The organism is Myxococcus xanthus, from assembly GCF_006402735.1.
GTDB classification, from domain to species: domain Bacteria; phylum Myxococcota; class Myxococcia; order Myxococcales; family Myxococcaceae; genus Myxococcus; species Myxococcus xanthus_A.
In genome coordinates, this window is record NZ_CP017174.1 from 2,044,066 (window position 1) to 2,070,474 (window position 26,409).

Consider the following 26,409-nt stretch of genomic DNA (forward strand, 5'->3'; position numbering starts at 1 on the left):
GGACGCAGCAGCCGGACTTCGGGTAGGCACAGGCGCTTCATGCCTCCGAGCGAAGCACGGTCATCGGGTCCACGCGCGAAGCACGTCGGGCCGGCAGCCAGCTCGCGAGCAGCGCCACGCCGAGCAGGAGGAGCGCCACCACGACGAAGACGAGCGGGTCCGTGGTGCTCACTCCGTACACGAGCCCCGCGAGCACCTGGCTGAGCCCCAGGGCCCCCAGCACGCCGAGCACGATTCCCAGCCCCGCGAGCCGCGCCGCCTGCCGGAGCACCAGCCCCAGCACGTCTTCCGTCGTCGCGCCCAGCGCGAAGCGGATACCGAATTCCCGCGTGCGCTGCGCCACCGCGTAGGACACGACGGCCGCGAGGCCCGCCACCGAGAGCAGCAGCGCCATCGCACCGAAGGCGCCCAGCAGCAGGAGGCTGAAGCGTCTGGGTGCGAGCGAGCCCGCGAGCAGCTCCTCCACCGTGGACAGGCGCGAGGGCAGCTCGGGGGCAAGCTCTCGCAGCACCGGCCGCGCCGCGGTGACCAGGGCCGCGGAGCCCATCGGACCGTGCACGGCGAGGTGGAAGCGGGAGGAGGCCCGCAGACGCTGCCTGGAGCCGCCATAGAACATGGGCCTGGGCGCGTCATCCAGCCCTTGCTCCCGCACGTCCCCCACCACGCCGACGATGGTGAAGGGACGCAGGTCTCCGTCCATGTTGCCGAACTGAATGAGCTTGCCCAGCGGGTCCTCATGGGGCCAGCGGGCCTTCGCGAGCGATTCGCTGATGACGGCCACGTGCGGCGCGTCGACGGTGTCGCGCGCATCGAACAGACGCCCGCGCACGAGCGGGATGCCGAGCGCGGCGAAGTAGCCCTCGCTCGCCACGCGGTACTCGGCGGAGCCGGTGCGCTCGGGCTCGCGCGCCAGCCGCCCGAAGTCGTCGAAGTCCCCCACCTCGTCGGGGCGGTTGAGCACGAGGAAGGTGCCATCCCCCGCCGGGCTTCCCTCGAGCGGGAAGTTGCTCACGGCGCCCACCGCGCGCACGCCGGGCAGCGCCGCCAGTCGCGAGAGGAGGTGCTCCTGCAACTGCACGTTTCGCCGCCCCTGCGCCTCGTCCTTTGCCGGAGGGAGCACGAGGCTGAGCACCGCGACATCCCCGGTGCGATACCCCGGGTCCAGCGAGAGCAGCCCCATCAGGCTTCGCCCGAGCAGCGCAGCGCCCACCAGGAGGACCAATGCGAGCGCGAGCTGCCCCACGACGAGGGCTCGGCGCGTGCGCTCGGCGCTCCCTCCTCCGCTATGCGTGCGCCCGGCGCCCGCCAGCGTGGCCCCCGGGGGTTGCCGCGCCGCGCGCAGCGCCGTCAGCAACCCCAGCCCCAGTGCGAGCAGCAGCGAGAGCCCGAGGGTGAAGAGGAGCACCGTGGCGTTCACCCCCACCTCGTCGACACGTGGCAGGTGGCCCGGCTCCGCCGCGAGCAGCGCGCGCACGCCCCAGGCGGAAAGCAGGGCCCCCAGTGCGCCTCCCGCCAGTGACAGCAGGAGCGACTCCATGAGGAACCGCCGTATCAACGCGCCGGGCCCCGCGCCCAGGGCCACGTGGATGGCGAGTTCCCGGGAACGGGTGGCCGCGCGCGCGAGCAGCAGGTTCGTGACGTTGGCGCCCGCCACCAGGAGCAGGAAGGCCGCGGCGCCCGACAGCAGGTAGAGCGTGGGCCGCACGCCGCCCACCAGGCTCTCTTGGACGGGCTCCAGGGCGATGTCATGCATCTGTGTGTCGCGGCCGTACTGGGCCTTGAGCTCGCGGGCGATGTGTGTGAGCTCCACTCGCGCGGCCTGGAGGTCGACGCCGTCCGCCAGCCTTCCCACCACCCGCCAGTTGTGCGCGGTGCGGCTGGGCAGGGGAGCCTCGAGCTCTCGCGGAACCCACAGCTGCGTGCCCACCGGGTAGTCGAAGGACTCGGGCATCACGCCCACCACGGTGAATGCGCGCCCCTCGAAAGTGAGGGTGTCCGGCAGGGGCAGTGGCCGTGCGCCCAGGTAGCGCTTCCAGAAGGCGTGGCTCACCATCACCACGGGAGCACCTCCCGCCTGCTGTTCCTCCTCGTCAAAGAGGCGGCCCTGGACTGGCCGCACCGCGAAGGCGGGGAAGAAGTCGCGCGAGGCGCGCGCCAGCGTGGCGAGGGCCGGCTCGTCGGCGCCCGTGACGGCGACGCTCGCCGCTCCCGACACCTGGGCCAGCGCTGAAACGGTGCGAGCGCGCGTCCGCACATCCTCGAAGTTGGGGTCCGAAAACCGCATCGTGTGGCCGTCCGCCGCGCGCTGCGACAGCTCCACGAGGCGCTCGGGACGCGGGTAGGGCAGGGGGCGCAGCAGAACCCCTTCCACTACGCTGAAGAGCGCGGTGCTCGCTCCGATGCCCACCGCCAGCATCAGCACACACCCCAGCGTGAAGCCGGGACTGCGGCCCAGCGAGCGCAGGCTCTGACGCAGTCCACCCAGAACGGAATCCATCGCGACGTCTCCTGGAGCCGGTTGGCGGCTTCCGGAGCGGCTACGTTCTGGCCGGCGGACGATTGCGTGTCCCCCTGCCCATGGTGGTTGCATGCGAACAGGCGGGAGCCATCATGGAACCGTGAGGCGGTGTGCCAGGTCCCATGTCACGGGGTCTCATGGTCCCCATGCAGGCGGGGAATTCCTGGCCCGGCTAGGGCAGGAACTCGACGTACCCGTCCGTTCCATGCACGCGGATTCGCTGCCCATCCCGTATCAGCCGGGTGGCATGCTCGACTCCCACGACGGCCGGCAGGCCGTACTCCCGGGCGATGACCGCGCCATGGGTCATCAGGCCCCCTACCTCCGTCACCAGTCCCTTGATCGCGACGAACAGGGGCGTCCAGCTCGGGTCCGTGTAGGCGGTGACCAGGATGTCGCCCGCCTCGATATCGGCCTTCGCCATGTCCAGGATGACGCGGGCTCGTCCCTCGATGGTCCCGGCGGAAACCGGTAGGCCGACCAGCGCGCCAGCTGGCAAATCATCGCGTCGGTACGCCCCGGGGATGACTTCGCCATCCGAGGTGAGCACCCGGGGCGGCGTGAGCGCTTGATACGACCTGAACGCGTCCTTGCGCTGGCGGATGAGCGGGTCATCCACCTGGTTCGTGCGCACGACGGTGTGGAGCTCCTGGAGCGTGAGGTAGAAGATGTCTTCCTTCTCACGAAGCACGTGGGATTGAACGAGGCGCTCGGCTTCTTGCAACAAGGACTGCTTGTAAACGAAGTAGCGGTTGACCATGCCGTACTTCGGATACTCCCGGTACCCGATGAAGGTCCGGACCCGGTCGATCATCCGCCTGGTTTCTTCGGCCTTCCGCTCCCCGTCCGGCAAGGCCCGCAAGCGCTCCAGCAACTCCTGTTCCTTCTTCCTGGCCTCCTGCCGCCCTTGCTCGAAGCGCCGCTCGCCGGCGCCCGGCTCGAAGTTCTTGATGTTGCCGAGGATGAGGGGCACGAGCGTGGTGGGGCGTTCGCTCCAACGCGGCTTCGTGATGTCGATCTCGCCGACGCAGCGCATGCCGTACTTGTCGAGGTAGGCCTGGATGGCGTCTCGTGCTTCCCGTCCGCCCGCGAGCGTGGCTAGCTCGTCCAGGAATCCCTCGTCCTCGACCTGCTGCAGAAAAGCCACCACGTTTGGATGCGGGCGAATCACATCCGCGACGTCCAGGAGCGCCAGCCCCATCTCCGACGTGACGTTGTGGGGCGCGGACTGCGTGAGCGTGTCGGCCGCGTTCTTCTCGCCCAGCCACGCCTGCAGTTGCTCGTTGAGCCACCAGGTGGCCTCGATCGCCGCCATGATGACCTGAAGGCTTCGTGGATCGAACACGAGCCGCTTCAGCTCTTGGATGTCCGCCACGATGAAGTCGAGCAGCGCCGGTCCGGACTTCGTCCGGATGTCACGCTTCAAGGTGGTGATGGAAGCCTGGCTGCGCCCGATCAGCTCGTCGACAATGGCCGCATCGGTCTCGAGTGGGGCCGGCGCGCCGTCAGCGGGCGCCTTGCCGGGACCTTCGTCTGGGAGTGACTGGATGAAATCGCCGCGTCCGAGGACGGTCTCCAACGCGTCCCGGAGCAGCGGATCGGATTTCCCCAGGGCTTCCAGGAGGCCTGCTCGGCTCGCTGGCGAAGCCAGTCCCTGGGTGACGTCGACGAACAGCCTCCCGCCGGCCTCGTACATCGGCCGCAAGGCTGTCAGTTGGAACAGGGAGAGCCCCAGGGGCTTCATGGCGTCAGTCATCATCTGCTGATGACCGACGGAGACGTAGACGTGATTCTCCCGGTCACCGGCCGAGGGGATGGGGAACAGCGTGGTGATAGGCCGGCTCTGGACGAACTGGAAGCCATCGTCGATCAGGCACCATTCGATGTCCTGGGGGCAACCGAAGTGCGCTTCGATCCTCCGGCCCAACTGCGCGAGCCGTACGACCTGCGCGTCCGTCAGCGCGGCCTGCCGCTGCCGCTCCGGCTCGATTGCTTGTTCGTGCGTCCCGCCTGCCGGCGAGGCGTGGATGGCAAGCTGCTTGGTGGCGACCGACTTGGCGATGACCTCTCCGTCCCGCACCTTGTAGACGTCCGCGTTCACCAGGCCGGAGACCAGTGCTTCGCCCAGGCCGAAGCTGGCCTCCACGGAGGAGACCTTCCGGTTGGAGGTGACAGGGTCGGCCGTGAACAGGATACCGGCCGCCTCCGGGAAGACCATCTGCTGCACGACCACTGCCATGCGGACCTTCCGGTGGTTGAAGCCGTTCCGCAGGCGGTAGGTCACGGCTCGCTCGGTAAAGAGCGAGGCCCAGCACCGGCTGACGTGCTGGAGGATCGCCGCCGGCCCCACGACGTTCAGGTACGTGTCCTGCTGGCCCGCGAAGGAGGCCGTCGGTAAGTCCTCCGCCGTCGCGCTCGAGCGGACGGCGTAGGCGGCTTGCTCGCCAAGCTGGCCGAGCGGGCGGGTGATCGCCGCTGCCAGCTCGTCAGGGATGACGGTCTCTTCGAGGGTTCGGCGGAGCTCAGCGCTGAGCGCGCGGATCTGTTCCCGGTCGTCCGGCTTCAGGCGCGACAGCCGTTCGAGCCGTTCGTCGATCGACGGCGCATCCGCCATGACCCGCTGGAAGGCGTCCGTCGTCACGCAATAGCCAGCCGGCACGTGAATGCCTTCGAGCCGCGAAAGCGCCCCCAGATGCGCGCCCTTGCCGCCAACGACCGCGACCTGCGCCTGGTCGATCTCCTGGAGACCCATCACGTAGCGGCCCATACGCGCACCTCCCTCTGCGAAAGGGTGGCACTGTACTCCTGTGACCGCGGAAAGAGGTGCACCGACTCTTGCGCGCTCCGGGGCCCGCATGTCGCGTCTCTCGGGCCTGTCCTTCCGTGCGTTCTGACGCACTCGTGACGCGTCGGCCGAGTTTGGGATGGGTACAAATTGGGGGCAGGTCGCGGGCGGATATGCGCAAGAAGCGGATCGCGGAGTGGGCGATCAGGAGCACGAGGTGCAGCCCTTCGTCTCGACCAACGGAGGCGAGGCCCTACGATGTTGCGTTCGCTCTGCGCGCGCAGGCGAGCACGTGGCGCTCGTCTCCTTCCCGCTGCGCGTTGGCGATGGTTGCTTCCTCGCGAGGTTTGTTCGCGCCCCGGCGGCTCGTCGTGCGCATCGCTCGCCGTCATGACGCGCGTCTTGATGCAGCTTTGCGCACCCCACGAGGCAACGACCGAATTTGGGGTAGGCACAGGGACGCTCAGCGTCCCTATCCGTCTTATGCTCTCAGCGAGCGCGTACCGTGCAGGAGGTCTTGATGTAGTCCACATCGTCATAATAGGCGCATGTGAAGTACACATCTAGCTTTGAGGTCGCGGTGCAGTCCTGGCGACCGGTCTGGGCGGTGAGGTCTGTGTCCAGATTCACGCAGTCGCAGCTCTTGCAGCTCTCCTTCTTATTCAGACACACATGGCTCGTCACATCGGTCACGATGGTCGCGCAGTATTGAGTGGCGCGCTTGCAGCTTATGTCGCCACACTCGATGGTCTCTGGGAACGAGTTGGTGTCCCCGCCCCCATCGTCCTCGTTCGAGCCACCACAGCCCACCACCAGCATGGAGAGAAGCATCAGGTACCGCGTCGTCGCCTTCATGTCGTCCGCCCGAGGAGTTACAGGGGGCATGAACACCCCCTCCTGATGGGAAGAGACGGGCTGGGCGACACCGTTGCATGAAATCGACCGCTACCCTCCCGGCGAGAGATGCCGGAGGGGCACACTGAGGGCACATGTGGAACCGGGGGCAGAAGAAAAGCTCAGCTTCCCAGGTTGTCCCAGACGGGATTCGAACCCGCAGAACCGAACAACCCAATCCCGAGCCAGGATCGCCTTGACCCGCGACTTTCCTCGGGATTCGGCGCTCCGCTGTCCTGCCCTGTCCTGCTTCTGCTGCCTCTTCACATCCACCTCACGAGGGGGAGGTTATTCCCCCAGAGAGGTGCCTCAAGAAATCCTGGGGCGGAGGAAGGTGGTTCAGCGAGCTGCCGGATTGCCGGTCTGTAATTCCAAATACATTCGTTCGATGGCCGTCCTGGCACAGTGCACGAACGCGGCGACTTCCGGGCCTCTCCTTGCCAAATCGTCCTGCGTCTCTCCAAGGTAAGACGCCCGCGCACTGCGCACGACGCCTCGATGTTCATCCGGCAGTTGTTCAATGACCCACTGGGCCGCAACGTCCTTGGGGGCGATCCCCTCCGTCGACAGGCTGAACCAGATGCGAGCCAGCGCAAGCACCACGTTCCTTTCGTCCCCCCGCCAGTCCGCGGGTCCGTTCCATTGGAGAACGGTATCGTAGAACGCTCTCGCCAAATCGGTCCGGGGTACGGGGTCGAAGAGGTCGGTTGCTGGCGCGCCCAACAGGCAGATGCTGTGTCTCCTTGCCTTGGCCAGCAAGATTGCCAGGTCGGGGTCCACGATGGCGGGCTGGACGTGGCCTGCTTCCAGTTCTCCGCGCAACCATTCCCCGAATTGAAGTTCGCGCGACGGCGGATAGCGCCAAGGGACGACCGCATCCTGGACGACAACGGTCACTTCGAGAGGGCGGAGCGATTCACGCGTCATTGGCCATGCCGAGACCGACAGCAGCTCCATGAGCAGCGAGTGTCGAACGGCTTCGGTCAATGGGGCGCTGACGGTGACCAGCAGATCGATGTCGCTGTGTGGTTTCAGCCCTCCATCAACTGCCGAGCCGAAGAGGTGTATGGCCTGCAGCGAACTGGCGAGGTTACGGCCAATCACCGAGCAGGCGCTTGAAACCTGGTGCGTGATTTCAGCCGGTACGGATGCGTTCATGTCGGCTACCACTGGTATGGTCCTTGGCTCTACAGTTGTAGCTCGGAAGATGCCCCACGCGCTCCCTGGTTGAAAGAACAAGGAGACGAGGCTTCCCCTGTCGTCAACACTCGACGCAGGGACGCAGGCGCGCGACGTGCGCTTGGTCAGCTCGCGGCGGAGATGGAGGAGATAGAGGCCCGGCTGCAGCCTCACTTCCGAAGCTGGGAAGCACATGCCTCCGCCGTGGGGTACGTGAAGGCGCTGCTGGGACACGGCGCCGGCAAAATCGAGTATGCGCGGGTGGGCGACTTCCTCTCCCCCACGAAATCGAATCCGCGCTCGTTCGTGTCGGTCCCCGGATACGTGAATCCGCGTGGGAGAGGGACCGCATGATGCAGAGGTGGACGTACATTCGAGTCGCAGTGGGACTGGTGCTGATGCTCGGGGTCTCCCCGGCCATGGCCGCGAGCAAGAAGGAGTCGATAGACAAGCTCGCCACCAAGTACCACGAGTTCCGGCAATTCAATGGAACGGTGCTCGTCGTGGGTGAGAAGGGCATCATCCTCAAGAAGGCCTACGGGCTGGCGAACTTCGAGTGGCAGATTCCCGCCACCCCGGATACGAAGTTCCGCATCGCCTCCATCACCAAGCAGTTCACGTCCATGGTCATCATGCAGCTGGTGGCCGAAGGCAAGGTGGGGCTGGATGACTCCCTCAGCAAGCTCCTCCCTGACTACCGCCAGGACACCGGCTCGCGCGTCACACTCACCCACCTGCTGAATCACACCTCCGGCATCCCCAGCTTCACCAACCACCCGGACTTCGTGGCGAAGGCATCTCGTAATCCCTTCCCAGCCGCCGAGCTCATCAAGCAGTTGGCCAGCGGCGACCTGGAGTTCGAGCCCGGGACGAAGTACGCCTACAACAACTCGGGCTACTACCTGCTCGGCGCCATCATCGAACGGGTGACGGGCAAGCCCTACGCACAGGTGGTCCAGGAACGAATCTTCGACCCGGTGGGGATGAAGAACTCGGGCTACGACGTCTCGGCGACGGTGCTCCCCAAGCGCGCGAGCGGCTACGTGTCCACGCCCGACGGGCTCCGCAATGCCCCCTACATCAATATGGATGCCCCCTTCGCCGCGGGTGGGTTGTACTCGACGGTGGAGGACCTGTACCTGTGGGACCGGGCGCTCCATGGGGACACGTTGCTCCCGCCAGCGCTCAAGCAGCGGATGTTCACCCCGGGCCTGCAGGGCTATGCGTTTGGCTGGGAGGTTCAGTCCGCCAAGCTGGATGACGGCAAGACAGAGGTCGCTCTCCAGAGCCATCGAGGCGGCGTCGAGGGGTTCTCCACCATCATCTCCCGCTCGCCGGAGACGAAGGAGGCCGTCATCATCCTGTCCAACGTCCGTGGTTCCAACGTGCAGGGGCTGGCGTCCGGCATCTGGAGCCTCCTGCGCGGAGTCAAGCCACAGGCCCCCCGCCGGTCCATCTCAGAAGCCGTGATGACGGCGCTCGCGAAGGGCACCATCACCGAGGCCATCGCCACCTACCGCACCCTCAAGGCCCAGACGCCTGATGAATACAAGTTCAACCCCGGAGAGCTGAACCGGCTCGGCTACCAGCTCATGAAGGAAGGCCGCCTCGCGGACGCGGTTGAGATTTTCAAGCTCAACGTGGAGATGTACCCCACGGATGGGAATGTCCACGACAGCCTCGGTGAGGCCTACCTGGCTCGGGGGGACAAAGCGCTCGCCGCCGAGAGTTATCGCCGCTCACTGGAGTTCGACCCGAAGAACGCCGACGCTGTTCGAATTCTCAAGGAAATCGAGCAGCCCTCGGCCAAGAGTCCCTGAAGACATACTTGCGCGGCCAGCACGCGATGGAATCGACCGAATTCTGGATAGGCAAAGGCGGGAGCGGGCGGAGCCTTCCCCTCTGTGGCCTGCTCTATTTGGTGCTGGCGGGCGCGACATCGCCGGCGCGCTCGGCGAACGGACGGGCATGGCGGACGAGTGAGAGCAGCACCTTGCCCGGCTCCTCGGCCATCAGCTCGTGCGCCGACTGCTCGAACCAGACGAGCTGCTTCGACGGCGCCTTGACGCCCGCGAACCATTCGGCGGCAACCATCGCCGAGACATTGTGGTCGTGGCGTCCGAGGAACAGGATCAGCGGCGTCTTGAGCCGCTTCACATGCGACAGGTCCGCCGTCAGGACCGCGGAAAGGAGCCTCTCGACCGAGAGCTCCTGCGCCTTCCAGACCTGGCGAACCTCCTCGTCGGTGTATTCGGGCGACAGATTCACCGCTGCGCCCTCGAAGCTCGCATCCGGACGCCGATAGGCGGCACCCCCGAAGAAATTGAGCCAGCGGCGCTGGAGCCGGATGTCCTTCAACGGCACCGGCTTCTTGCCAACGGCATAGGGCGCGATCGATTCGAGGTCGCGGATCGCCTCTTCGTTCTTCGTCGCGCGCGCCTGTTCCATCGTCCAGGCCCAGCCGCGCCGCTCGCTCTCCCGCGCATCGATGCCCTGGGCGGCGCCGATATAGGCGTGGAGCCATTCGGGGTGCCTCTCCGCGAGGGTGAGCCCGAGGAGGCTCCCCCAACTATGGCCGAGGACGAAGATCTTCTCCTTGCCGAAGGTTTGGCGCGCCCATTTGACGAGCTCCTCGGCATCGGCGTGCACCTGCTCGACTGTGAGCGTCGGGGCGACCATGGCCGGATCGTTCGCGACATACGTCTTGCCCGAGCCGCGCTGGTCCCACTGGATGACGGTGAAGAATTCGTCCCAGCCGTGCGCGACATACCAGCTCGTCGGCATCGCCACCCAGCCGGGGCCGCCATGGAGCACGAGCAGCACCGGATTGCGCAGGTCGCGGCTGCGGATCGAGACCCATTGGTCGATGCCTCCGAGGCGGAGCTTCTCGGTGCGCTCCATCCCCTCGGGCGCCACGATCTTGCGGAGCTCCGCGATGATCTTGACAGCCTCGGCTCGGTCATGAGGGCCCGGCGCCTCCTGCGCCTGTGCCTGAATGCTCCCCAGAAGCAGCGCCGCCAATGCTAGCCACGATTCTTTGCGCATCACTCCCCCTCGACTCTGCTCGTGATGCCCGTGGATAGCACAGGCCCGATCACCGAGCCAATGCCCGGCCGCTCATGGACGCTCTGGCTTCGTCACCGGTGAGCGCCAAGGTAGATGTCGCGTGAGAGGGCTCAACCAGGTGTGTCCCAGCCTGGATGGGGAACGCCGAAACCATCGCACTCTTGGCGAAGCTTCGTGCACTTGCATCTGGCGGAGTCCGCGGGAATAGACTGATTTGTCATTCCGACTGCGACGTTTGGCGTGCTGCTGGGATTCGTGGTGGTGAGTCACCGGGACATGCGAATCCTCTCCCTCGACGTAACAGAGGCCTGCCCGTCCATCGCTTTGCCCTGGAGTACGGCCAGGGGCAACATGGGCAGGAGCTGCTCTCGTGGATACGCTGAGGGATGTCGCTGCCTGTTCAGTGCAGTCGAATTGGCAATGGCGGAGGAGAATCTACCCGCGCGGGACACGCGTGAGGTCGTCGATGGGCACACCGAACCGGCGCCTCGCTCACTCACCTTGACACACTGCTCATGGTGGTCGTTGCGCGCCTATGACGCGGCGACCGAATTGGGGGCCCCACGGCTTCCATGGCCGGCCCTACCTGGGCGTGCTGATCGCATCGCCTCCCGCGCTCCAGGTGCTGCGCCAGGTCACCACCGTGAGCCCCGTGCCTGCTCCATTCCACCGTCGACCGGGCGATGTCAGTATGTCCTACGCGCCCAATCGTTTCCGCGATTGACGCGGCAAGGAGGCCCGAAACCAGCCTCCAGGGACTGTGGCTCAGGGAGGATGCGATGCGGCGGTTTGGAATGATGCTGGGGCTCTTGTGGGGCGTGGGGTGCGCCACCGCCACGCGAGGTATCGCCACCCAGTACAATCCGGAGACGGGGCGGTACGAGACGCCCACGCACGAGGTCGTCTATCAGGTGCCCGCCGAGGACGCGATGATGACGGCCCGGTACATCCTGGAGAAGAGCCGCTATGACGTGATGGAAAAGGAGGGGGGACTGGAGATGTACTCCTCCTTCATTCCGGACGTCATCCCCCCCGAGCGCTACTACATCCAGGGGAAACGGCTCGGGCCCCGTCAGGCACTCGTTCGAGTCTTTCGCATCAGGTACACTCAGGAGGGGGGAGGCTATACTGCGGAGGTACCCGGTCAGTCCGGCGTGCATCTCTCCGTGCCAGGTGCCTTCTCCAATATCCCTGGGCTGGAGGGCTACCGGCCGGCGCATGGCTACCGCGACCTGGGTATCGAGCAGAAGCTGCTGGAGCGGTTGGAGATGGCTCCCGCGCTGGAGTTGGTGGGCGGCAATTCCCCCGTTCCCATTCGCTCGGTGGTGATGGAGAGCTGGGGCGAGAAGGGTGGGACCACGGCCACCTCCACCGCTCCCGCGTGTGGTGTTCCCGTGGCGGGAGCCTCGTCCCTGTTCTCAGCGGGAGGCGTCCTGCTCGTGGCGGACCCCCTGGGCACGCAGGAGGTGCCGTCCGCGGCGCTGCGGATGTTGTGCGAGGCCTCGGCCCAGGAACTGCCGGTGACGCTGGCGCTGTCCATTCCCGTCTCCGAGCAGCCGCTCCTCGATAGCTACCTCGCCAGCGACGGCGATTCAGCGGCCGTTCAGGAGCTCCTCTCGGGGAGCGCCTTCTGGCGCCGGGCATACCAGGACGGGCGCAGCAGCCGCGCCATGCTGTGGCTCGTCGAGCAGGCCCGCCGCTTGCGCGTCTCCGGAAAGGACGTGGACGTGGCCGCCATCGACTCCGACAGTGCCCACGGCAATGAGCGCGAGGCGCAGATGGCCCAGCACCTGCTGAACGCCCAGTCGAAGCGCCCCCAGGCCTGGACGCTGGTGCTCACGGGCAGCGTCCACGCGCGCACCACGGAGGTGAGCTGGGATGGCGACTTCGAGCCCATGGGCTCTCGCGTGGTGCGCGCCCTGCCCTCGGTGCGTGCCCTGGATGTGGGCTTCCAGCGAGGCACCCAGTTCGCCTGCCGCTACAGCGTCTGGGACGAGGAGTTGGAGTGCAACGTCTTCGGCATCAGCCCGACGATCGAGGCACGGCAGTCCTCCAAGCAGGCCGTTGGCCTGCAGCTCTTCACCTCCCATCAGCCCCACGGCTTCCACGGCCGGCTCTACCTGGGCGCGCTGAGCGCATCGCCTCCCGCGCTCCATGCGCCGCGCCAGGACACCACCGTCGACCCCGTGCCCGCCACGAAGTGACTCGCGGTCTTCCGTGAGAGGCGCCCATCCCCGAGGCTTGCCCGGGGCGACCGCCTCTTCTGGGTCGTTCTCCAACGCCACGGCCCGGAGCGTGGAGCCAAGGTGATGGAGCTGCGGGAAGTCTTCGGGCTCCACCACCGGGACGCGCGCCGAGCTGCGTAGAGTCTCGCCCCCACTCGCAACGGCCTCACGGACCTGCCGCGCCATCCTGCCTACAAAGAAGCTCTGCGATGGGAGCCCGGTCCACGTCGACTTGCAGCTGGCGGGCAGCGATGGCGGCCGCACGCCCCAGGACCCCGGTATAGGTGGGAAACGATAGCGGAACGTGGGCCAGCTCATCCACTCGCATTCCCGCCGCAATGGCAATTGCCGCAGTCTGGACCAGGTCGACCGCCCGCTCACCCACGACGTGGCAACCGAGAATCTTCCGCGTAGCACGGTCGACGACGAGCTTGCAGAACCCGGTCGTTCGCCCATCGATGATGGTCCGGGTCGTCGTGTCGAAGCGCACCACGGCCACGGCGACGTCGTGCGTTTGACGCGCCTTCGCTTCGGTCAGGCCCGCTTGCGCGTACTCGGGATTGGTAAAGCTGCCAATGGGACACACCTCGTCCGCGACCGTAATCATGGGCGCTCGCGCTGTGTTGGAGCCCGCGACGAACCCGTCCTGCAATGCCTGGGGGACCAGCATCCGGCGCCCCGTCACGTCTCCGGCGGCGAAGATGTGCGGCACGGAGGTTCGCAGATGCGCGTCGACGCGCACGAAACCTCGGGAGTCGGTCTCGACTCCCGCGGCCGCGAGGTTGAGTGCGGAGGTGTCCGCCGTCCAGCCCACCGCGACGACGACGAGCGCGGCCTCGACGCTGTCTCTCAGGTTGTCTCTGGCGAAGACCATCCGCACACCACCAGGTGCCTCCTCGAAGCGTTCAATGGCGCCGAAGTCCTCGCGCACGACCATGCCGGCCTGACGAAAGGACTCCGCGACAGCGGTGGACACGTCTTCGTCCTCGGTCGGCAGGATGCGCCCTGCCGCCTGGAAGAGCTGCACCCGCGTGCCGAACGCAGTGAAGACCGACGCTACCTGTGCTCCCGTGGCGCCACCGCCAACGACCACCATGGTCGGCGGAACGGTCGTCAGGCTCCAAGCGTCACTGTGGGTCGCCGTGAGATCGAATCCCGGGACCGGGAGGCGCCGGCTCACGCCGCCGGAGCAGAGGATGAACTTCTCCGCTCGAAACAACAGCCGGCGCTGGGTCTCGACAGTGTGCGGGTCCACGAAGCGCGCCGCGCCGGCGTGCTCGTATACGATGACCCCCGCCGCGGCGATTTGTTCGCGCAGGGCCGCTCGCGCGCGGACCTCTCCGGCGACCTCGCGCACGCGCGTCAGCAGCCGTGCGTAGTCCAGCACGGGCTCGCTCACTGCGATGCCATAGCGCCCCAGTTGCCGAGCGTCTCGGAGTAACCGTGCCGCCTGCGCCAGCGTCCTCACCGGAACCGGCCCGTCGTGGGCCGCCATGCCGCCGAGTGCGTCGCGAGTGACAAGGGCGGTCCGGGCGCCCAGGTCGCCAGCGCGGAGCGCCGCGAGCAGCCCCGCGGGGCCGGCACCGATGACCACGACGTCCATGTTTTCCGAGCCGTTCATGTCCGGAGGTCCGCCAGCCACCGCAGAGCCCGGAGCCCGGGCATGAAGCAGTACTCGCCTCCACGGGTGACCACGAACCGAGGAAGGCCTTGCATGCGCCTGGGGATGGGACGCTTTGGGACTGAGAACACGCCCGTCCCGTCGTTCGCGCCGGCGAGGGGGTCCTTCGCATCGCCCAGCCCGAGAAAGTCACCGCCGTTGATCCACTCCGATTGCACGAACTCGAACTGCCGTCCGAGGTGCGCGCCGATGAAGGCAAACATCAACCCTCGCTCGGCGCCGTCGTCCTCGAGGATGCCCTCGGGCAGTTCGGGCCCGTAGGCCGTTCCGCGCCGGATCATCCGATGGAGTCTGACCACGCCGGCGACGGACGCGTCGCGGGGATTCGCTCGCCGGACGTGCGACGCGGGAGGCGTCTTGTACCCGGTCGGGTCATCTGAATAGAGGAAGGCGTTGTTCCGTGACGAATCGGCGCCAAGGTCGGAATCGTCGTGGTGTGGGCACAGCGCCAGCGGCGCGCCGCTCCGCCACCTCCCCATCATCTTCGCTGCCAGAGACTCCTCGTCCTCCCGGCTGCTCGCGGTGGCCTTCAGGTACTGCCTGAACGAGGCCACCCGCTGATGAAGCTTGCGGAAGGCGACGTACGTCCCATTGCGGCCCAGGACGTCAGGCCAGGGCATCGGGGACACGCCGCCTGTCTCGTCGGGGTAGCCGAGGACGAATTCGCCTGCCTTGAGCGGTTCCTCGTGGGGATTGCTTCCTGGAATGCCGCTGCCCTCGACGGCCGGATGACTGATGCCGTCCTTGAAGCCGAACGGCTCCTTGCCGGTGCTCAGTGCGTGGCAGTCCTGACGCCAGATTGCCTTGATGCCGCCAAGCTCCCGCAGCGCCTTGCGCGCGCGCTCCAGCGCCGTTTCGAGTTGAACCTGCGTCGGCGAAAGCGCCGTCAGCACGACATGGACATCGCTCGTTCCCAGCGGTGGCTCCCAGTGTTCGGGGCTGCTCTCGCCGTCGTCTCCCAGTGCCTTCGCCCGGGCGGCCATCCCCTGTCGGAACTCCCATGCGAAGCTGTCCATCGAGTTTCGTGGCACGCCCAGCGCCTCGAGCCCGTGATACGTGAGCGCGACGCTGAGCCAGCAATCGGCGGTCGGGCTGCTCGGATGGGCGGCCGAGGCCACCACCGAGCAGAGCCGCCCCATCAACTCCCGCCCCGCGCTCCGGTCATCGATGCGGAGGAGGATATAGGTCGCGACGTAGGGAGAAGGGCGGGGTCGCAGCACTCCGCTCTGGATGTCGTCCAGTTCGAGCATCTCAGTGGGCCGTGGCGAGGTTCTTCCAGAAACGCACGAGGCTCTCATCCGCCCCGAACAAGGTGCTGAAGATGGTGGAGTCGGCGACCAGTACGTCGCCGGCCCTGCCGTCGCTCGGCGGCATCCACACCAGCGCATTGAACTCGGTGTTTCCCTCGTTCGTGAAGGGATGGGGCCTGGTCAGGTCGATCGGCTGTTTCGCCAGGACACGAACGGAATGGGAGTCCTCCGTCGTGACCGCGTAGTGCGGCAGGTGCATGTGGAAGTTGAAGTTCTGGACCCCGGAGAGCCAGCCGCGCGTATCCAGGTCTTCCATCACTGTCAAAGGGACGCTTCGGCTCGTTCCTTCGACAACGGCAGGGCGCAGACCCCAATGATTCTCGACGGGGACTCCCAGCCCCTTCATCAACGAGCGCGTATATCCGCCGAAGCGTTGCTGACGAGGCACCAGCGGGTCGCCATGATGGGCGTGTTCCAGGGCGCGCTCCTCCAGGTCCGGTGAGTGTCCGACGTCGTGGTGTGGGCCTATCACCAGGCAGGTGCCTTCGCGCTCAAGGAATGCGCGGACCGCTTCTATCTCCTCCGGGGCGGCCACCTGTCCGGTGACGTTGTGGTCCAGGCCGAAGACGAGCAGCGTGTCCGCATCGGAGAGGACCCTCTCGTCGAGTGGCAGAGAGAAGCCCGCCTGATCGACCCGCTGAAACATGGGGACCCGGTGCCCGGTGACCTCCTCGATGACCCGTTGGAACTTCACCCATGCCCAGAAGAAGAGCTCCAGTGAGCCCGCGACTCCTTGCTGGAACCTCAGCGGGTCTGCCCACTGTGGGGACTCGTAGACGGGCCAGAGGGCTCGGCGAACCTCGGTCATCGTCGAGAATCGGTTGTCCATTTCGGCAGGGTTTCGATTGGCTTCTCCGGGGTAGCTCCAGGACGTGTAGACGCTGACTCGCCGATGCCCCCGCAGGTATCTCCTCGGCGCGTGGTTCTGGTTGTACGTCCGCCCCGACGTTTCGCTCATGACATGCCTCTACTGCATCTGCTCGAGCATCTCGGCGAGCGCGGCCTTGATCTTCAGCGCCTTCTTGATTTCATCGCCCGTGAAGAACGGGTACTCGCCGTACTCGAGAAAGCTGTTGCACTGGTGGTCTCGGATGAATTTGATGAACGCAGGCGTGTTGGTCTTCCAGTCCGTGGGAAACCCTTCGAGGTTCTCGAAGGCGGTGTTGATTCCGGACTGTGTGAAGAGTACGACCGCGTCCTCGGTGTATTTGTCGAAATCGGTGTCGAAGATGCCCTGATACATGAACCGGGTGTCGTCATCGAAGAGCACCCAGCGGAGGTAGTGGAGCTTGAGCGGCGCGAGAAGGTCGGGGTTGGCCTTGAGTGCTTCGGCGACCCTCTGGCCGTAGCCGCGCATTGCATCGGCGCGCCCCGGCTTGACATTGGCAACAATCGTGAAGCCATAACAAGCAGGGGTCTTCGGAAAAATCGGACCGTACTTCCCCCGCTCGAGGTGATCAGTCGACCTGGGAATGGCCATGGCCTGGGGCTTGATCTCCATCGCGAGGCTCCTTCTGTGCGTCCACTTCAAAGCTTGTGGTGGGGCCTAGAAGCTGCAAGCACGTAGACGCTAGCGGAACGAGCACACGCTGCCCCGTCGCCTCGGCGCGCTGGGCCGCGAAGCCATTTCGGATCCGGCATCACGCCCTTCGGTGAGGCGCTGGTGCCGTCACCGTTCGGAATTGAAAGGCACAGTCGCACAGCCTGGGGGTTGACGGAGCACTTGGTCGCTCCGCTGCGAGATGGAATCGCCGCCCACACAATGTGAGGTGGAGCGCAGGTACCTGCACCTGAGTCCGACGGCAAGGTATGGGATGGCGACGCAGGAGCACCAGGCACGAAGGCGCCGCGATGTTCATCGCGAGGTCCGTGTTAAGCAAAAAGGCCCTGTCATCTCTGGCAGGGCCTTTCACGAGAAACACAGGGTCCCTCTGCGTCTTCTACTCGGGTGAAAACGAGGCGGCGGCGAGGCATACTGCGAGGATGCGCATCGTCGCCGTCTCGGACACGCACCTCCTCCACGACGAGCTCGTGATGCCCCCGGGCGACATCTACCGAGATAGGGACACGCTGGGGATTCGCGAGGTGCCAGGTGCAGCACGTTGTTCGTGGCCGAATCCTTATGCAGAGAGTGTCATCGGCTCGATACAGCGGGAGCTGCTGGACCCCTGTGCGAGTACTACGGCGGAATGCAGGTAGCCCTCCCGGAGGAAGTCTGGGTGGCTTACGAAAGCCAGACGTCGAGGCAACTGGCCCGGACGCTGGGTGGGTGCTCGGCCCGAGAAGCTGAAGAAGTGGGTTCTTTGAAACTCACTACGCAGCGATCGAGTACGAGACAGGCACAGGCGTCAGGGGACATACCGCTCGGCGGTGTTCAGTACGGCACCGCCGTCGGTCCCCCCGATGATGAGCACACTCCCTGATTCCAGCCATGTGGCCGTGTGATAGACGCGCGCCGATGACATGGGGGCGATGAACTCCCAGGAGCCATCTCGGCGGAATATCTCCGCGGAGGCACGTGGCATTGCGTAGGGGCTGGAATACCCGCCCGCAATCAGCACCTCGCCCGAGGGCAATGCGGTCGCCGTGTGAAAGAAACGGGCTTCCATCATTTCTCTCTGGGGCGTCCACGAAGTGCTGCTCAATTGAAAGAGTTCCGCTGCCTTGAGGACGCTCCCAGGTTCACCCTTGAGGGAGCCGGTAACCAAGATTCTTCCAGGAGGCAGCATCGTGGAGGCGTGCCCGTTGCGCCCATGTTCCATCTGCGCCGGGAGGAGTCGCCATCCCGCAGCCGGCTGAGTCCAGTCGTAGACCTCGGCCGTCGTCTCCGCTCCATCACCGTTGAAGCCACCGATGGCCACCACCACGCCCGTTTCCAGGAGGGTGAGCGTCAGTGCGTTGCGTTTGACTTTCAAGTTCCCAGCATCTGTCCAGGAGTCGCTGCCCGGGTGATAGAGCGCGGCGGTGTTCAGCCCGTCGAGAGGCGAGTCCCCGCCACCCGCCACCAGTACCTTCCCCGAGGGAAGCAGGACGGCGGCATGGCTGGCGCGTGCTCCGAGTGGGATGGGATTGGCAGGAATCCACTCATTCGCAGCCGCATCGTAGATTTCGGCACTGTTCAGCGCGCCACCTCCGGGGCCCCGGCCACCGACCACCAATACTTTTCCATTCGGTAACAGGGTGGCCGTGTGGTCCATGCGCGCCGTCCCGAGGGTTGGCCCAGGACTCCAACTGTTTGATGAGACGGTGTAGAACTCCGTGGTGTTCGTGGGGGTGTTGCCCGAGCTACTCCCACCAACGACGAGCACTCGACCATTTCCCAGTTTCGTGGCCGTATGTCCTGTGCGCCGCGTCTGCATCGGTGCCACCGACTTCCACCCCGGCGGTTCGCGCCCGCCATCCGGAGGTTCCCCGTCAGTGCCTGCGTCCGAACCGCCGTCCCCTCCGCCGTGCGGCCCGCCGTCCTCGCCGTGCGGCCCACCTCCATCGTTACCTCCATCCAGGCTGCCATTGCCATCAGGGCCCGCATCCGATGCGTCATCCAGGCATACGCCAGGTTCCCTGTTGCAGAATTGGTCCACCGCCTCATCGACGTCGAGGCACGCAGCGAGATGGACGCTGAGCACCAGCAATCCAAGGGCTGTCGAGCGAAGCAGGGGCTTCATGGCCACCTTCCAGACACGAACGCGGACGTCCCATCCAGCCCGAATTGTAGGGGGCCTGGCTCCTCTGGCGACCCCAGCAGGTACATTCCCGTGGCGGCGCCCAGACCCACCAGGCCTCCCACCAGCAGCCCCACGGAGACTGTCTGCAGCCCGCGCGCGCTGCTGGCCACGCTCCGGGCCTCGGCCTGTGAGCCGATGTGCTGCGCCTTGTGAGCCAGCTTCGACTTCTTTCCCTCCGCCAATCCCCAGAAGACGCCCGCTGTGGCGACGAGGGCCCCTCCCGCCACCGCGGGGATGAGCGCTTGGTCTCGCAATGAGGAGTGCGAGCCGGACACCTCTAGCACTGGAGACGATGAAGACTCCGGGAGTCCCGAGGCCACCGCGGGAAGCGGCTCTCGTGGCGCCTGAACCCGCTGAGCCTCTGAGGGGGCCTCCATCTTCAGGGGCTCACGATTGACGCCTCGCGCGGCCAGCTCGTCCAGGACATCCTGGCGCATCGATTCGAAGTGCCGCTTCAGCTTGGGTGAGACAAGCAGCGGCAACTTCGCGGCGGGGTTCAAGAAGAGGGCCGCCTTGAAGGTGGCTTCGGAGTCGCTCAACCGCCCGCTCAACTCCACCATGATGACGCCCTCGTAGAGCGCCAGCACGACCTGATCCTCAGGCCTCTTCGACATCGCCTTGCCGTGGACAACCTCCTCCAGTGCTCGCTCGTACTCGAGGTCCCCTATCAATCGGTGGATGGAGACCGCACAGCGGTGCACGTCTGGGGAAACGTCGCCTCGGGCGCTCAGGGGGAGAAGGGAGAGCCCGAGGCACATGAGCCAGACGCAGGTGTCATGTCGCGACAGGCCGCTCGACAAAACGACTCTTGCATTGTCGTAGATGGAAGGATGCATGATGTCCTCTCGCGCATGGCGTCCGACTTCGTTTACTGCTTCGACGTCACCGGGGATGGGGCGCTGCCATCCGGACTGGGGGGGACGGTGTTTCCGCGGGCCGCGTCGGAAGGCACCACCCCTGTGTTGGAGCCCTGGCGCTGGTGGAACCAGGCGTCGGTGGACGAGTCCATGTATGTCTGCCCAAAGGGACCATGGGCGACGTCCTGCGCGTCCATCGTTTTCATTGCGTCGAACGGAGCCCCAGGCGCTGCTCCGCTCCCGGCAGTCTGGATGACTTCCTGCGGCGGCGGGGGCGTCAATCCCAGCAACTTCTCCAACTCTGCCTTTCGGCTCGTGCCCTCGAAGGCCGAGTCGAGTTCGTTCTTCGTCGGCTTGACCTTGTCGATGTCCTTCTGACTGTAGGGGGGCGTCTTGGATTCCTCGACGGCCACCGCGTTCGCCTTGCGCATGGCCTCTTCGGCGTTCTTCGCGGCAAGGGCTGCCTTCTCCTCCGCGTCTTGGAGTTTCTGAGCCGCCATCCTGGATGCTTCGGTGGCCTCTTTGAGCTTCTTCTCCGCGGCGGCGAGGTCTTCCTTCGACTTTTTCGCCTCTGCGGGCGTCTGTCCTGGCCTCTCCGCGGCCTTGCGTGCAGCGGCGGCGGTCTTCTCCGCCTCGGCCTTCTGCCGTCGCGCGGTATCCGCGTCGCGCCTGGCCTGCGTCAGGTTGTCCCGGGCGGACGCCGCGGCCTTGCGCTTGGCCTCGGCGGCGAGCCGCGCCGTCTCCGCCTTCTGCCGGGCCTCCTCCGCGCGGCGCTGTGCTTCGGCGGGGTCGACTTTCGGAGCTCCAGAACCACCGACCGCTGTCACTGAACCCATGGGACATCTCCTCTCGATGGGGCTTTGCGCCCCCTTGTCAGGATTGAAACAGGCGCCGTGCACGTGATTGGAGGGCCGGGCATGAGGCATGCCCGAGGTGCGTACGTCCTGCGCGAGTCGATGCGTGTCTGCCCCTGCAATCGAGAAGAAAGAGGGAGGTGGCCCACCGACGTCCCAAAAATCTCGGGAGACGACGCTGGCGGAGCCGGTGGCTCAGCGCTCTCGAATCAGGGTCGTCAGCCTCTACGCACGTGGGCACCGCTGGCGGCGGCGTGGCCCTGGCAAGTCGGCGGGACGTGGGCGCGTCAGGCGTGCCAGCAGTCGGGCGCCCGACGGCAGATGGGCGCCGAGGGCTTCAGTCCAGCAATCCCACGAGGCTGATATCCAGTCGGCTGCTGACCAGCCCCAGGAGGCTCTCCAGGGCGAGCTGGTCCTGCTTCATCCTTGGCGCGAGCTCCATGCGAACGCGCTCGAGCAACTGCTCGCGGGCATCAGCGACCTTGCGCGCGACGCCGGAGCGCGAGCCGCCGTACATGCGCGTCAGCCGGTCCATCGTGAACCCATGGAAATGGTGCAAGCGCAGCAGGGTCCGCTCCTGTTCGGAGAGCACCGCCACCGCTTTTCGGAGCGACTCGACGAGGAGCTGGCGCGCATCTTCGCGCAGCAGCGCGTACTCGGGGTCGCTCGGGGCCAGCATCCGCGCGAGTTCCTCGGGAGGCTCCGCGACGAGCTGATGGCGCTCGTCCTGGCCCATCAACTCCCCGGCGATGCGCGCGGCGATGATGCTCACCCAGGTCCGCAGGGGCCCTCGCCCCCCATAGCTCGCAATCCTCGGTGGCGTGTTGCTGCTGCCCACCAGCAGCCGCTCGCGCAGCATCTGCAGCACTTCCTCCACCAGGGGCGGAGACACCTTCCCGAGCCGGGCGGGGACGTGCCGGAGGATGTGTTGTTCAAAAGCCCTGAGGGCCGCCGGGTCCGCGGTGGTGCAGGCGCACGCGAGATACAGGTCGGCACCTTGGAGGATGCGCATCACTTCCGCGGCCTGTCCCACAGGCAGGTGCCGGGCCAGGTGCCGCACGAAGGTCTCAGCCGGGAGTGGCAACGTGGGCCACTGGGTCCGTGCTGCCTCGACGTGTTTGTCCAGCAGCGCCTCGAATCCCTCCACGGCCTCCAGCTCCGCCCGCTGCTCCCGAGACACGTACGCCCGCAGCATCGCTGCCAGGGAGCCTGTTCGCTGTTCGTCGCTCATCGTTTCGCCTCACGCCGTTGCCAGGCCAGCACCGTCTGGAGCTCCGACTGGCCCCGGACCCCCACGGACTCCAGCCGCGTCCGGGCCTCCTCGGCCAGCGCGAGCGCCCGTGCCCGCTCCGGGGAAGAGCGCGTTTTCATGAGCGCCCGGGCCAAAAGGAAGGCGGTCTTGCCGGCGACCCGCGGGTCCTTGACTTCGCCCCATTGGGTTTGGATGCGCCGGGCGCGCTCGAGCAGGGGGACCGCCTCCGCCGAGGTGCCCAGCGTCAGATGCGCTTCCCCGGCGCAGGCCAGGGCGCTAGCGCCGTCCGGGGACTCCGCGCCACCCGTCTTCTCGGTGACCTTCCTCGCCCGCTCGCAGTACGCGAGCGCCTCCTTCGAAGCTCGGGTCGCCAGGGCAAGCTCGGCGAGGGGCAGCAGCACGCTCACCGTCTTCCCGCCCTCCGGGCCATGTTCCTTTTCGAGCCGCTGTAGCGCGTCCATCAAGTCGCGTCGTGCCTCGGCATAGCGGCCCGCCTTCAGGTACACCTGTCCCCGGACTGTCAGCGGCAGGGCGGCGCGTGGCGTGTCCGGGCCCAGCGAACGCTGGACGCGCTCCAGGGCCTCGGTGGCAAAGCCCAGCGCCTCGTCGCCCTGGCCCGCCTCACTGGAGATGTCTGCCTGCTCTGAGAGCGCGAAGATGACGGTGACGTGGTTGGGGCCCCGGGCGCGCTCGAAGATGGCGCGCGCCCGCTCAGCCATGGAGCGTGCCTCCTCCAGTCGACCCGCGACGCGCGAGACCCCGGCGAGGTTCAGCAGAACCGTCCCCATGGGGGTGGTCTCCGGATTGGAGGATGCCTCCTGAAGGGCCAGGGCCTTGCGCCAGGCGCTGACGGCCTCGGCGTACCGGCCCACCTCCAGCGAGGCGGTGGCGACCCGGTTGTAGGACGTCACGAGGGCTGGATTGTCAGCGCCAAGGATGCGCTCGCGCAGTTCCAGGGCCTGGCGGTGGAGCTTCAGCGCGTCTTCATGGCGGCCTTGGTCGATGCGGATGCGCCCCAACTGATGGAGGAGGTTGGGCGTGCGGAGGCTGTCCGGGCGATTCCTCCTCCGCGAGAACTCCAGTCCCTGGAGCGCCTCCTGCTCCGCCTCGGCGAGCTGGCCGTACGACTCTCGCAGCGACGACAGGCGCGTGTGCAGGTCCGTCGTGATGTCCGGGAAGCGCTCTCGCCCCAGCCGCTCGACGGCGGCCCGGGCGTGCCGGATGAGCTTCTCCGCTTCGTCGGGGCGGGACTGCTCCTCGCCCACCGCCCAGATGAGCTCCAGCCAGGCCCGTGCCACCGTCTCGTCATCACGCGCGGCCTCGGCTGCCCACAGGGCCTGGTAGAGAAATGCCTCCGCTTCCTTCGGCTTGTTGAGGCCCCCGAGGACGGTGCCGTGGGCCAGGAATACCTCGGCCTCCAACGGCTTGTAGCCGAGCCCCTTCTGCTCTTCGAGCAGGGCTGACGTCACCGCGAGGCCGTCGGTGAACCGGTGCGACACGAGGTGGGCCCGGACCTGCGCCAGCTTGTGCCGCGCCGCATCCACGCGGGAGCGGAGGTTGTCGGGCGGCTGGGGGCGGCTGGAGAGTCCGGGGGTATCGCGACATCCGACGAGACCCTCGAGGGATGCCGCCAGTTGGCGCGCGTTCTGCACCGTCTGCGCGTCCGCCTTTTCCAGCACCTCCGTGACGGCGGCGATTTGCCAGAGCCGCGCATCGAGGCACGCGGCGGTCTGCCTGGCCTGGTCCGCGGTGTCGCCCGTTGTGGCCCGGCAGGCCTCCGTGCGAAGCGCCTGCCATTGAGCGGTGTGGGCGTCCATCACCGTCGAGAACTGCTTCCAGGCCTGGGCTGCGTACGTCATGCCGGTGGCGAGGAAGGCTGTGCGGATCCGTTCGCGCCGCGCGGGGCTCCATGCCACTGCGAGCTTCTCCGCTTCCCGCGCACAGCTGGCATCGCGCCGCTGCGCCGTCGTCCCGTAGGCCGCGAGGATGCCCATCGTTCCGGCCACGGTCGTCGTGACGACAAGCGGCACGAGTCTCCGGTGCGGCGGTGGAGCGAGGGCCGCCAGCAGGGACTGCATGGTGGGGAAGCGATCCTCGGGCTTCGCGCTGAGCCCCCGGAGGACCGCGCGTCGAACCCGGGTCGGGACCTTCACCTCGCGCTTCGGAGGGCTCATCCTTCCTTGCTGCGCGGCCAGGACCAACTCCTGCATCGTCTCCCCTTGGAAAGGGCGCGCCCCAAAGAGGGCTTCGTGGAGCGCCACGCAGAAGCTGAACTCATCGGAGCGGGCATCCGCGCGCTGACCTCGCACCAGCTCCGGGGCGATGTAGGCCGGCGTGCCCAGCAACTGGCCCGTCCGGGTGAGCTGACCCGTGGGAGTGACAGGGGCCTCGATGTGCTCCTGGCGCGACGCGCCCTCTTCCTGGTGGAGGAGCCGGGCGATGCCGAAGTCCGTCACGAAGACCCGCCCGTCCTTCCCAAGGAGGGTGTTGGCGGGCTTGAAGTCGCGGTGCACCAGTCCCGCGGCGTGCGCGGCGGCCAGTCCTTTGCCGGCTTCAAGGAAGACGCGGAGCACCTCCTTCCAGGGACGCAGCTCCTTCATCCACTCCGCCAGGGTGGTGCCCTCCACCAGCTCCATGGCCAGGAAGACACCGTCTCCGTAGGCGCCCACGTCATAGAGGGTGACGACATTGGGGTGCGAGAGCCGGGCCAGCGCCTGGGCTTCGCGCAGCAGCCGCTGCTGCAGCTCCTCTCGCTGGCTTCCCGTGGGGCGCAACACCTTGAGGGCCACCCGGCGACCGAGCTCTGGATCATCCGCCGCGTACACGATGCCCATGGCGCCGGCGCCGAGGCACTCTCGCACCACATACCGGGAGATCCTGGCGCCAAGCCGCAGTGACTGGGAATGCGTCTCTCCATGGGCTGTCGGAGCGCTGGATGGCGCTTGAGTGCCCACTCCCGCTGCCAGGGCCCACCGACAGTCGGGGCAGGTCTCGACATGTGCCAGGACGTGGGTCCGGTCATCTTCGGAAAGCAGCCCGGCAAGCAAGTCCGTCAGCGTCGTTTCCTGAGGGCACGACTGCATGGGTGAGGACTCCGCAACGCGTTCCGGCTGTCCGAACATAGCAGAGGTCGGGAGCTCGATTGTGCGTGCAGGCAGGTCTCCAGGAAAATTGGGACGCAGGTTGACCCGTTCCCTCTTTCCCCTCGATCGCACGGGCAGGACTGCGTTGACTCGCGCACGGAGCGGAGATGGATCCCGCTCAATTCTCGATTCCCAAGAGAGGCTCTCGACGTTCCGTGAGTTCAGCGTGGGCGAATTCCTGCCTTGTTGCTGCGCGGTCCACTGTGTTCGGCAAAGGACAATCAAGGCCGTGGCGACGGCCTCCCGCTGACATTGTCTCACCCGCTGGTGGTTCTGGAGTTGCAAAAGCGGAGGATGCCGTCAAGAAGTCGGGGGCGGCGCGGCTCTCCGATGCGGCAAGGCACAATGTCAAGGCGGCGCAGGAGGAGTCCGACACCGCGGAGAAGACGAGCAAAGATGCCACCAGAAGGACAGCGCACGCCTCTGCTCTCTGGCCGCGCCACAACGATAGTTCCCGCTGGATTGCGACGTGTCACACGCTCTATCCAGTAGCCTGGAATTGAGTACTACCCTCTCTCATTCCCAGTAGTACTCGATACAGCGGTACCACGCCGGCACCGCCTGAACCCTCGCTCGCTAATCACATAACATGCGCGAGCGCCACGGAATCAGGGCAAGCTCAAATCTCCCGTCATTCCGTTTCGGGCACCACTCCACATCGAGGTACGTTCGTATTCGAAAACTCAAGTCCCTGGACTTGATGCCCACGTGCTCCCTGGCCGCGCCCTATGGCTGCCGAATTCCGCAGGTGGCGCGGCCCTGGACGGTGTCTGTGTCTGTGAATCCGTGAGCGGCCAGGTCGGGCTGGAAGGGCGGGTGCAGGGCGGTATGGTAGACGCTTCGGTGCTCCCAGTCCGCGCGGAACTCCGCCGGCCCCCTGTGTTTTCCTTGAAGTCCTTGCCCGTGCTTTTCGTTGCCAC

At 66.5% G+C, this 26,409-nt stretch carries 16 protein-coding genes; 2 read left to right on the plus strand and 14 right to left on the minus strand.

Annotation, left to right across the window (positions count from 1 at the left end; translation table 11 throughout):
• Positions 1 to 37: 37 nt before the first annotated feature.
• The 4 genes from BHS09_RS08635 to BHS09_RS08650 all read right to left on the minus strand — a co-directional run bounded on the left by BHS09_RS08635 (position 38) and on the right by BHS09_RS08650 (position 7,355).
• Entirely contained in the window at positions 38 to 2,497 is a 2,460-nt protein-coding gene (locus BHS09_RS08635) for an ABC transporter permease (RefSeq protein WP_140797646.1), read from the minus strand.
• 193 nt (positions 2,498 to 2,690) lie between these two features.
• Positions 2,691 to 5,285 carry a rifamycin-inactivating phosphotransferase gene (rph, locus tag BHS09_RS08640; protein WP_140797647.1) on the minus strand — a complete coding sequence of 865 codons (2,595 nt, stop codon included), beginning with the start codon at positions 5,283 to 5,285 and terminating at the stop codon, positions 2,691 to 2,693.
• Between the two features lie 507 nt (positions 5,286 to 5,792).
• The gene (locus BHS09_RS08645; RefSeq protein WP_140797648.1) at positions 5,793 to 6,158 is read right to left on the minus strand and encodes a hypothetical protein; all 366 of its coding nucleotides are present in this window, start codon (positions 6,156 to 6,158) and stop codon (positions 5,793 to 5,795) included.
• A gap of 378 nt (positions 6,159 to 6,536) precedes the next feature.
• Positions 6,537 to 7,355 (minus strand): AadA family aminoglycoside 3''-O-nucleotidyltransferase, encoded by an 819-nt coding sequence (locus tag BHS09_RS08650; RefSeq protein WP_140797649.1) that lies wholly within the window; start codon positions 7,353 to 7,355, stop codon positions 6,537 to 6,539.
• Between the two features lie 371 nt (positions 7,356 to 7,726).
• Here BHS09_RS08650 and BHS09_RS08655 point away from each other — a divergent pair, with 371 nt between their 5' ends.
• A complete protein-coding gene (locus tag BHS09_RS08655) occupies positions 7,727 to 9,196 on the plus strand; it encodes a serine hydrolase domain-containing protein (RefSeq protein WP_140797650.1) in 1,470 nt (489 codons plus the stop codon).
• 94 nt (positions 9,197 to 9,290) lie between these two features.
• Here the strand turns inward: BHS09_RS08655 and BHS09_RS08660 are convergent, their stop codons facing one another.
• The gene (locus BHS09_RS08660) at positions 9,291 to 10,421 is read right to left on the minus strand and encodes an alpha/beta fold hydrolase (RefSeq protein WP_174258695.1); all 1,131 of its coding nucleotides are present in this window, start codon (positions 10,419 to 10,421) and stop codon (positions 9,291 to 9,293) included.
• Between the two features lie 800 nt (positions 10,422 to 11,221).
• Between BHS09_RS08660 and BHS09_RS08665 the strand changes: the two genes are divergently transcribed.
• Positions 11,222 to 12,646, plus strand: coding sequence for a hypothetical protein (locus BHS09_RS08665; protein ID WP_140797651.1), 1,425 nt, complete (start codon positions 11,222 to 11,224; stop codon positions 12,644 to 12,646).
• Between the two features lie 187 nt (positions 12,647 to 12,833).
• Here the strand turns inward: BHS09_RS08665 and BHS09_RS08675 are convergent, their stop codons facing one another.
• From BHS09_RS08675 to BHS09_RS08720, 9 genes are all read right to left on the minus strand, one after another.
• Complete coding sequence (locus BHS09_RS08675) at positions 12,834 to 14,288, minus strand: dihydrolipoyl dehydrogenase family protein (RefSeq protein ID WP_140797652.1); 1,455 nt, start codon at positions 14,286 to 14,288, stop codon at positions 12,834 to 12,836.
• The gene (locus tag BHS09_RS08680; RefSeq protein ID WP_335929698.1) at positions 14,285 to 15,646 is read right to left on the minus strand and encodes a Dyp-type peroxidase; all 1,362 of its coding nucleotides are present in this window, start codon (positions 15,644 to 15,646) and stop codon (positions 14,285 to 14,287) included. The genes BHS09_RS08675 and BHS09_RS08680 overlap by 4 nt, the downstream gene beginning before the upstream one ends.
• The gene (locus BHS09_RS08685) at positions 15,600 to 16,616 is read right to left on the minus strand and encodes a hypothetical protein (RefSeq protein WP_174260512.1); all 1,017 of its coding nucleotides are present in this window, start codon (positions 16,614 to 16,616) and stop codon (positions 15,600 to 15,602) included. The genes BHS09_RS08680 and BHS09_RS08685 overlap by 47 nt, the downstream gene beginning before the upstream one ends.
• A gap of 9 nt (positions 16,617 to 16,625) precedes the next feature.
• The gene (locus BHS09_RS08690) at positions 16,626 to 17,159 is read right to left on the minus strand and encodes a hypothetical protein (RefSeq protein WP_140788914.1); all 534 of its coding nucleotides are present in this window, start codon (positions 17,157 to 17,159) and stop codon (positions 16,626 to 16,628) included.
• An 847-nt stretch (positions 17,160 to 18,006) separates the two neighbouring features.
• A complete protein-coding gene (locus BHS09_RS39225) occupies positions 18,007 to 19,323 on the minus strand; it encodes a Kelch repeat-containing protein (RefSeq protein WP_335929699.1) in 1,317 nt (438 codons plus the stop codon).
• Entirely contained in the window at positions 19,320 to 19,997 is a 678-nt protein-coding gene (locus BHS09_RS08705; protein ID WP_237080242.1) for a hypothetical protein, read from the minus strand. The genes BHS09_RS39225 and BHS09_RS08705 overlap by 4 nt, the downstream gene beginning before the upstream one ends.
• 254 nt (positions 19,998 to 20,251) lie before the next feature.
• Entirely contained in the window at positions 20,252 to 21,076 is an 825-nt protein-coding gene (locus BHS09_RS08710; protein WP_237080243.1) for a hypothetical protein, read from the minus strand.
• A gap of 355 nt (positions 21,077 to 21,431) precedes the next feature.
• Positions 21,432 to 22,325 (minus strand): RNA polymerase subunit sigma-70, encoded by an 894-nt coding sequence (locus tag BHS09_RS08715; protein ID WP_140797656.1) that lies wholly within the window; start codon positions 22,323 to 22,325, stop codon positions 21,432 to 21,434.
• Positions 22,322 to 25,468 (minus strand): tetratricopeptide repeat protein, encoded by a 3,147-nt coding sequence (locus BHS09_RS08720; protein WP_140797657.1) that lies wholly within the window; start codon positions 25,466 to 25,468, stop codon positions 22,322 to 22,324. The genes BHS09_RS08715 and BHS09_RS08720 overlap by 4 nt, the downstream gene beginning before the upstream one ends.
• Between the last annotated feature and the right edge of the window lie 941 nt (positions 25,469 to 26,409).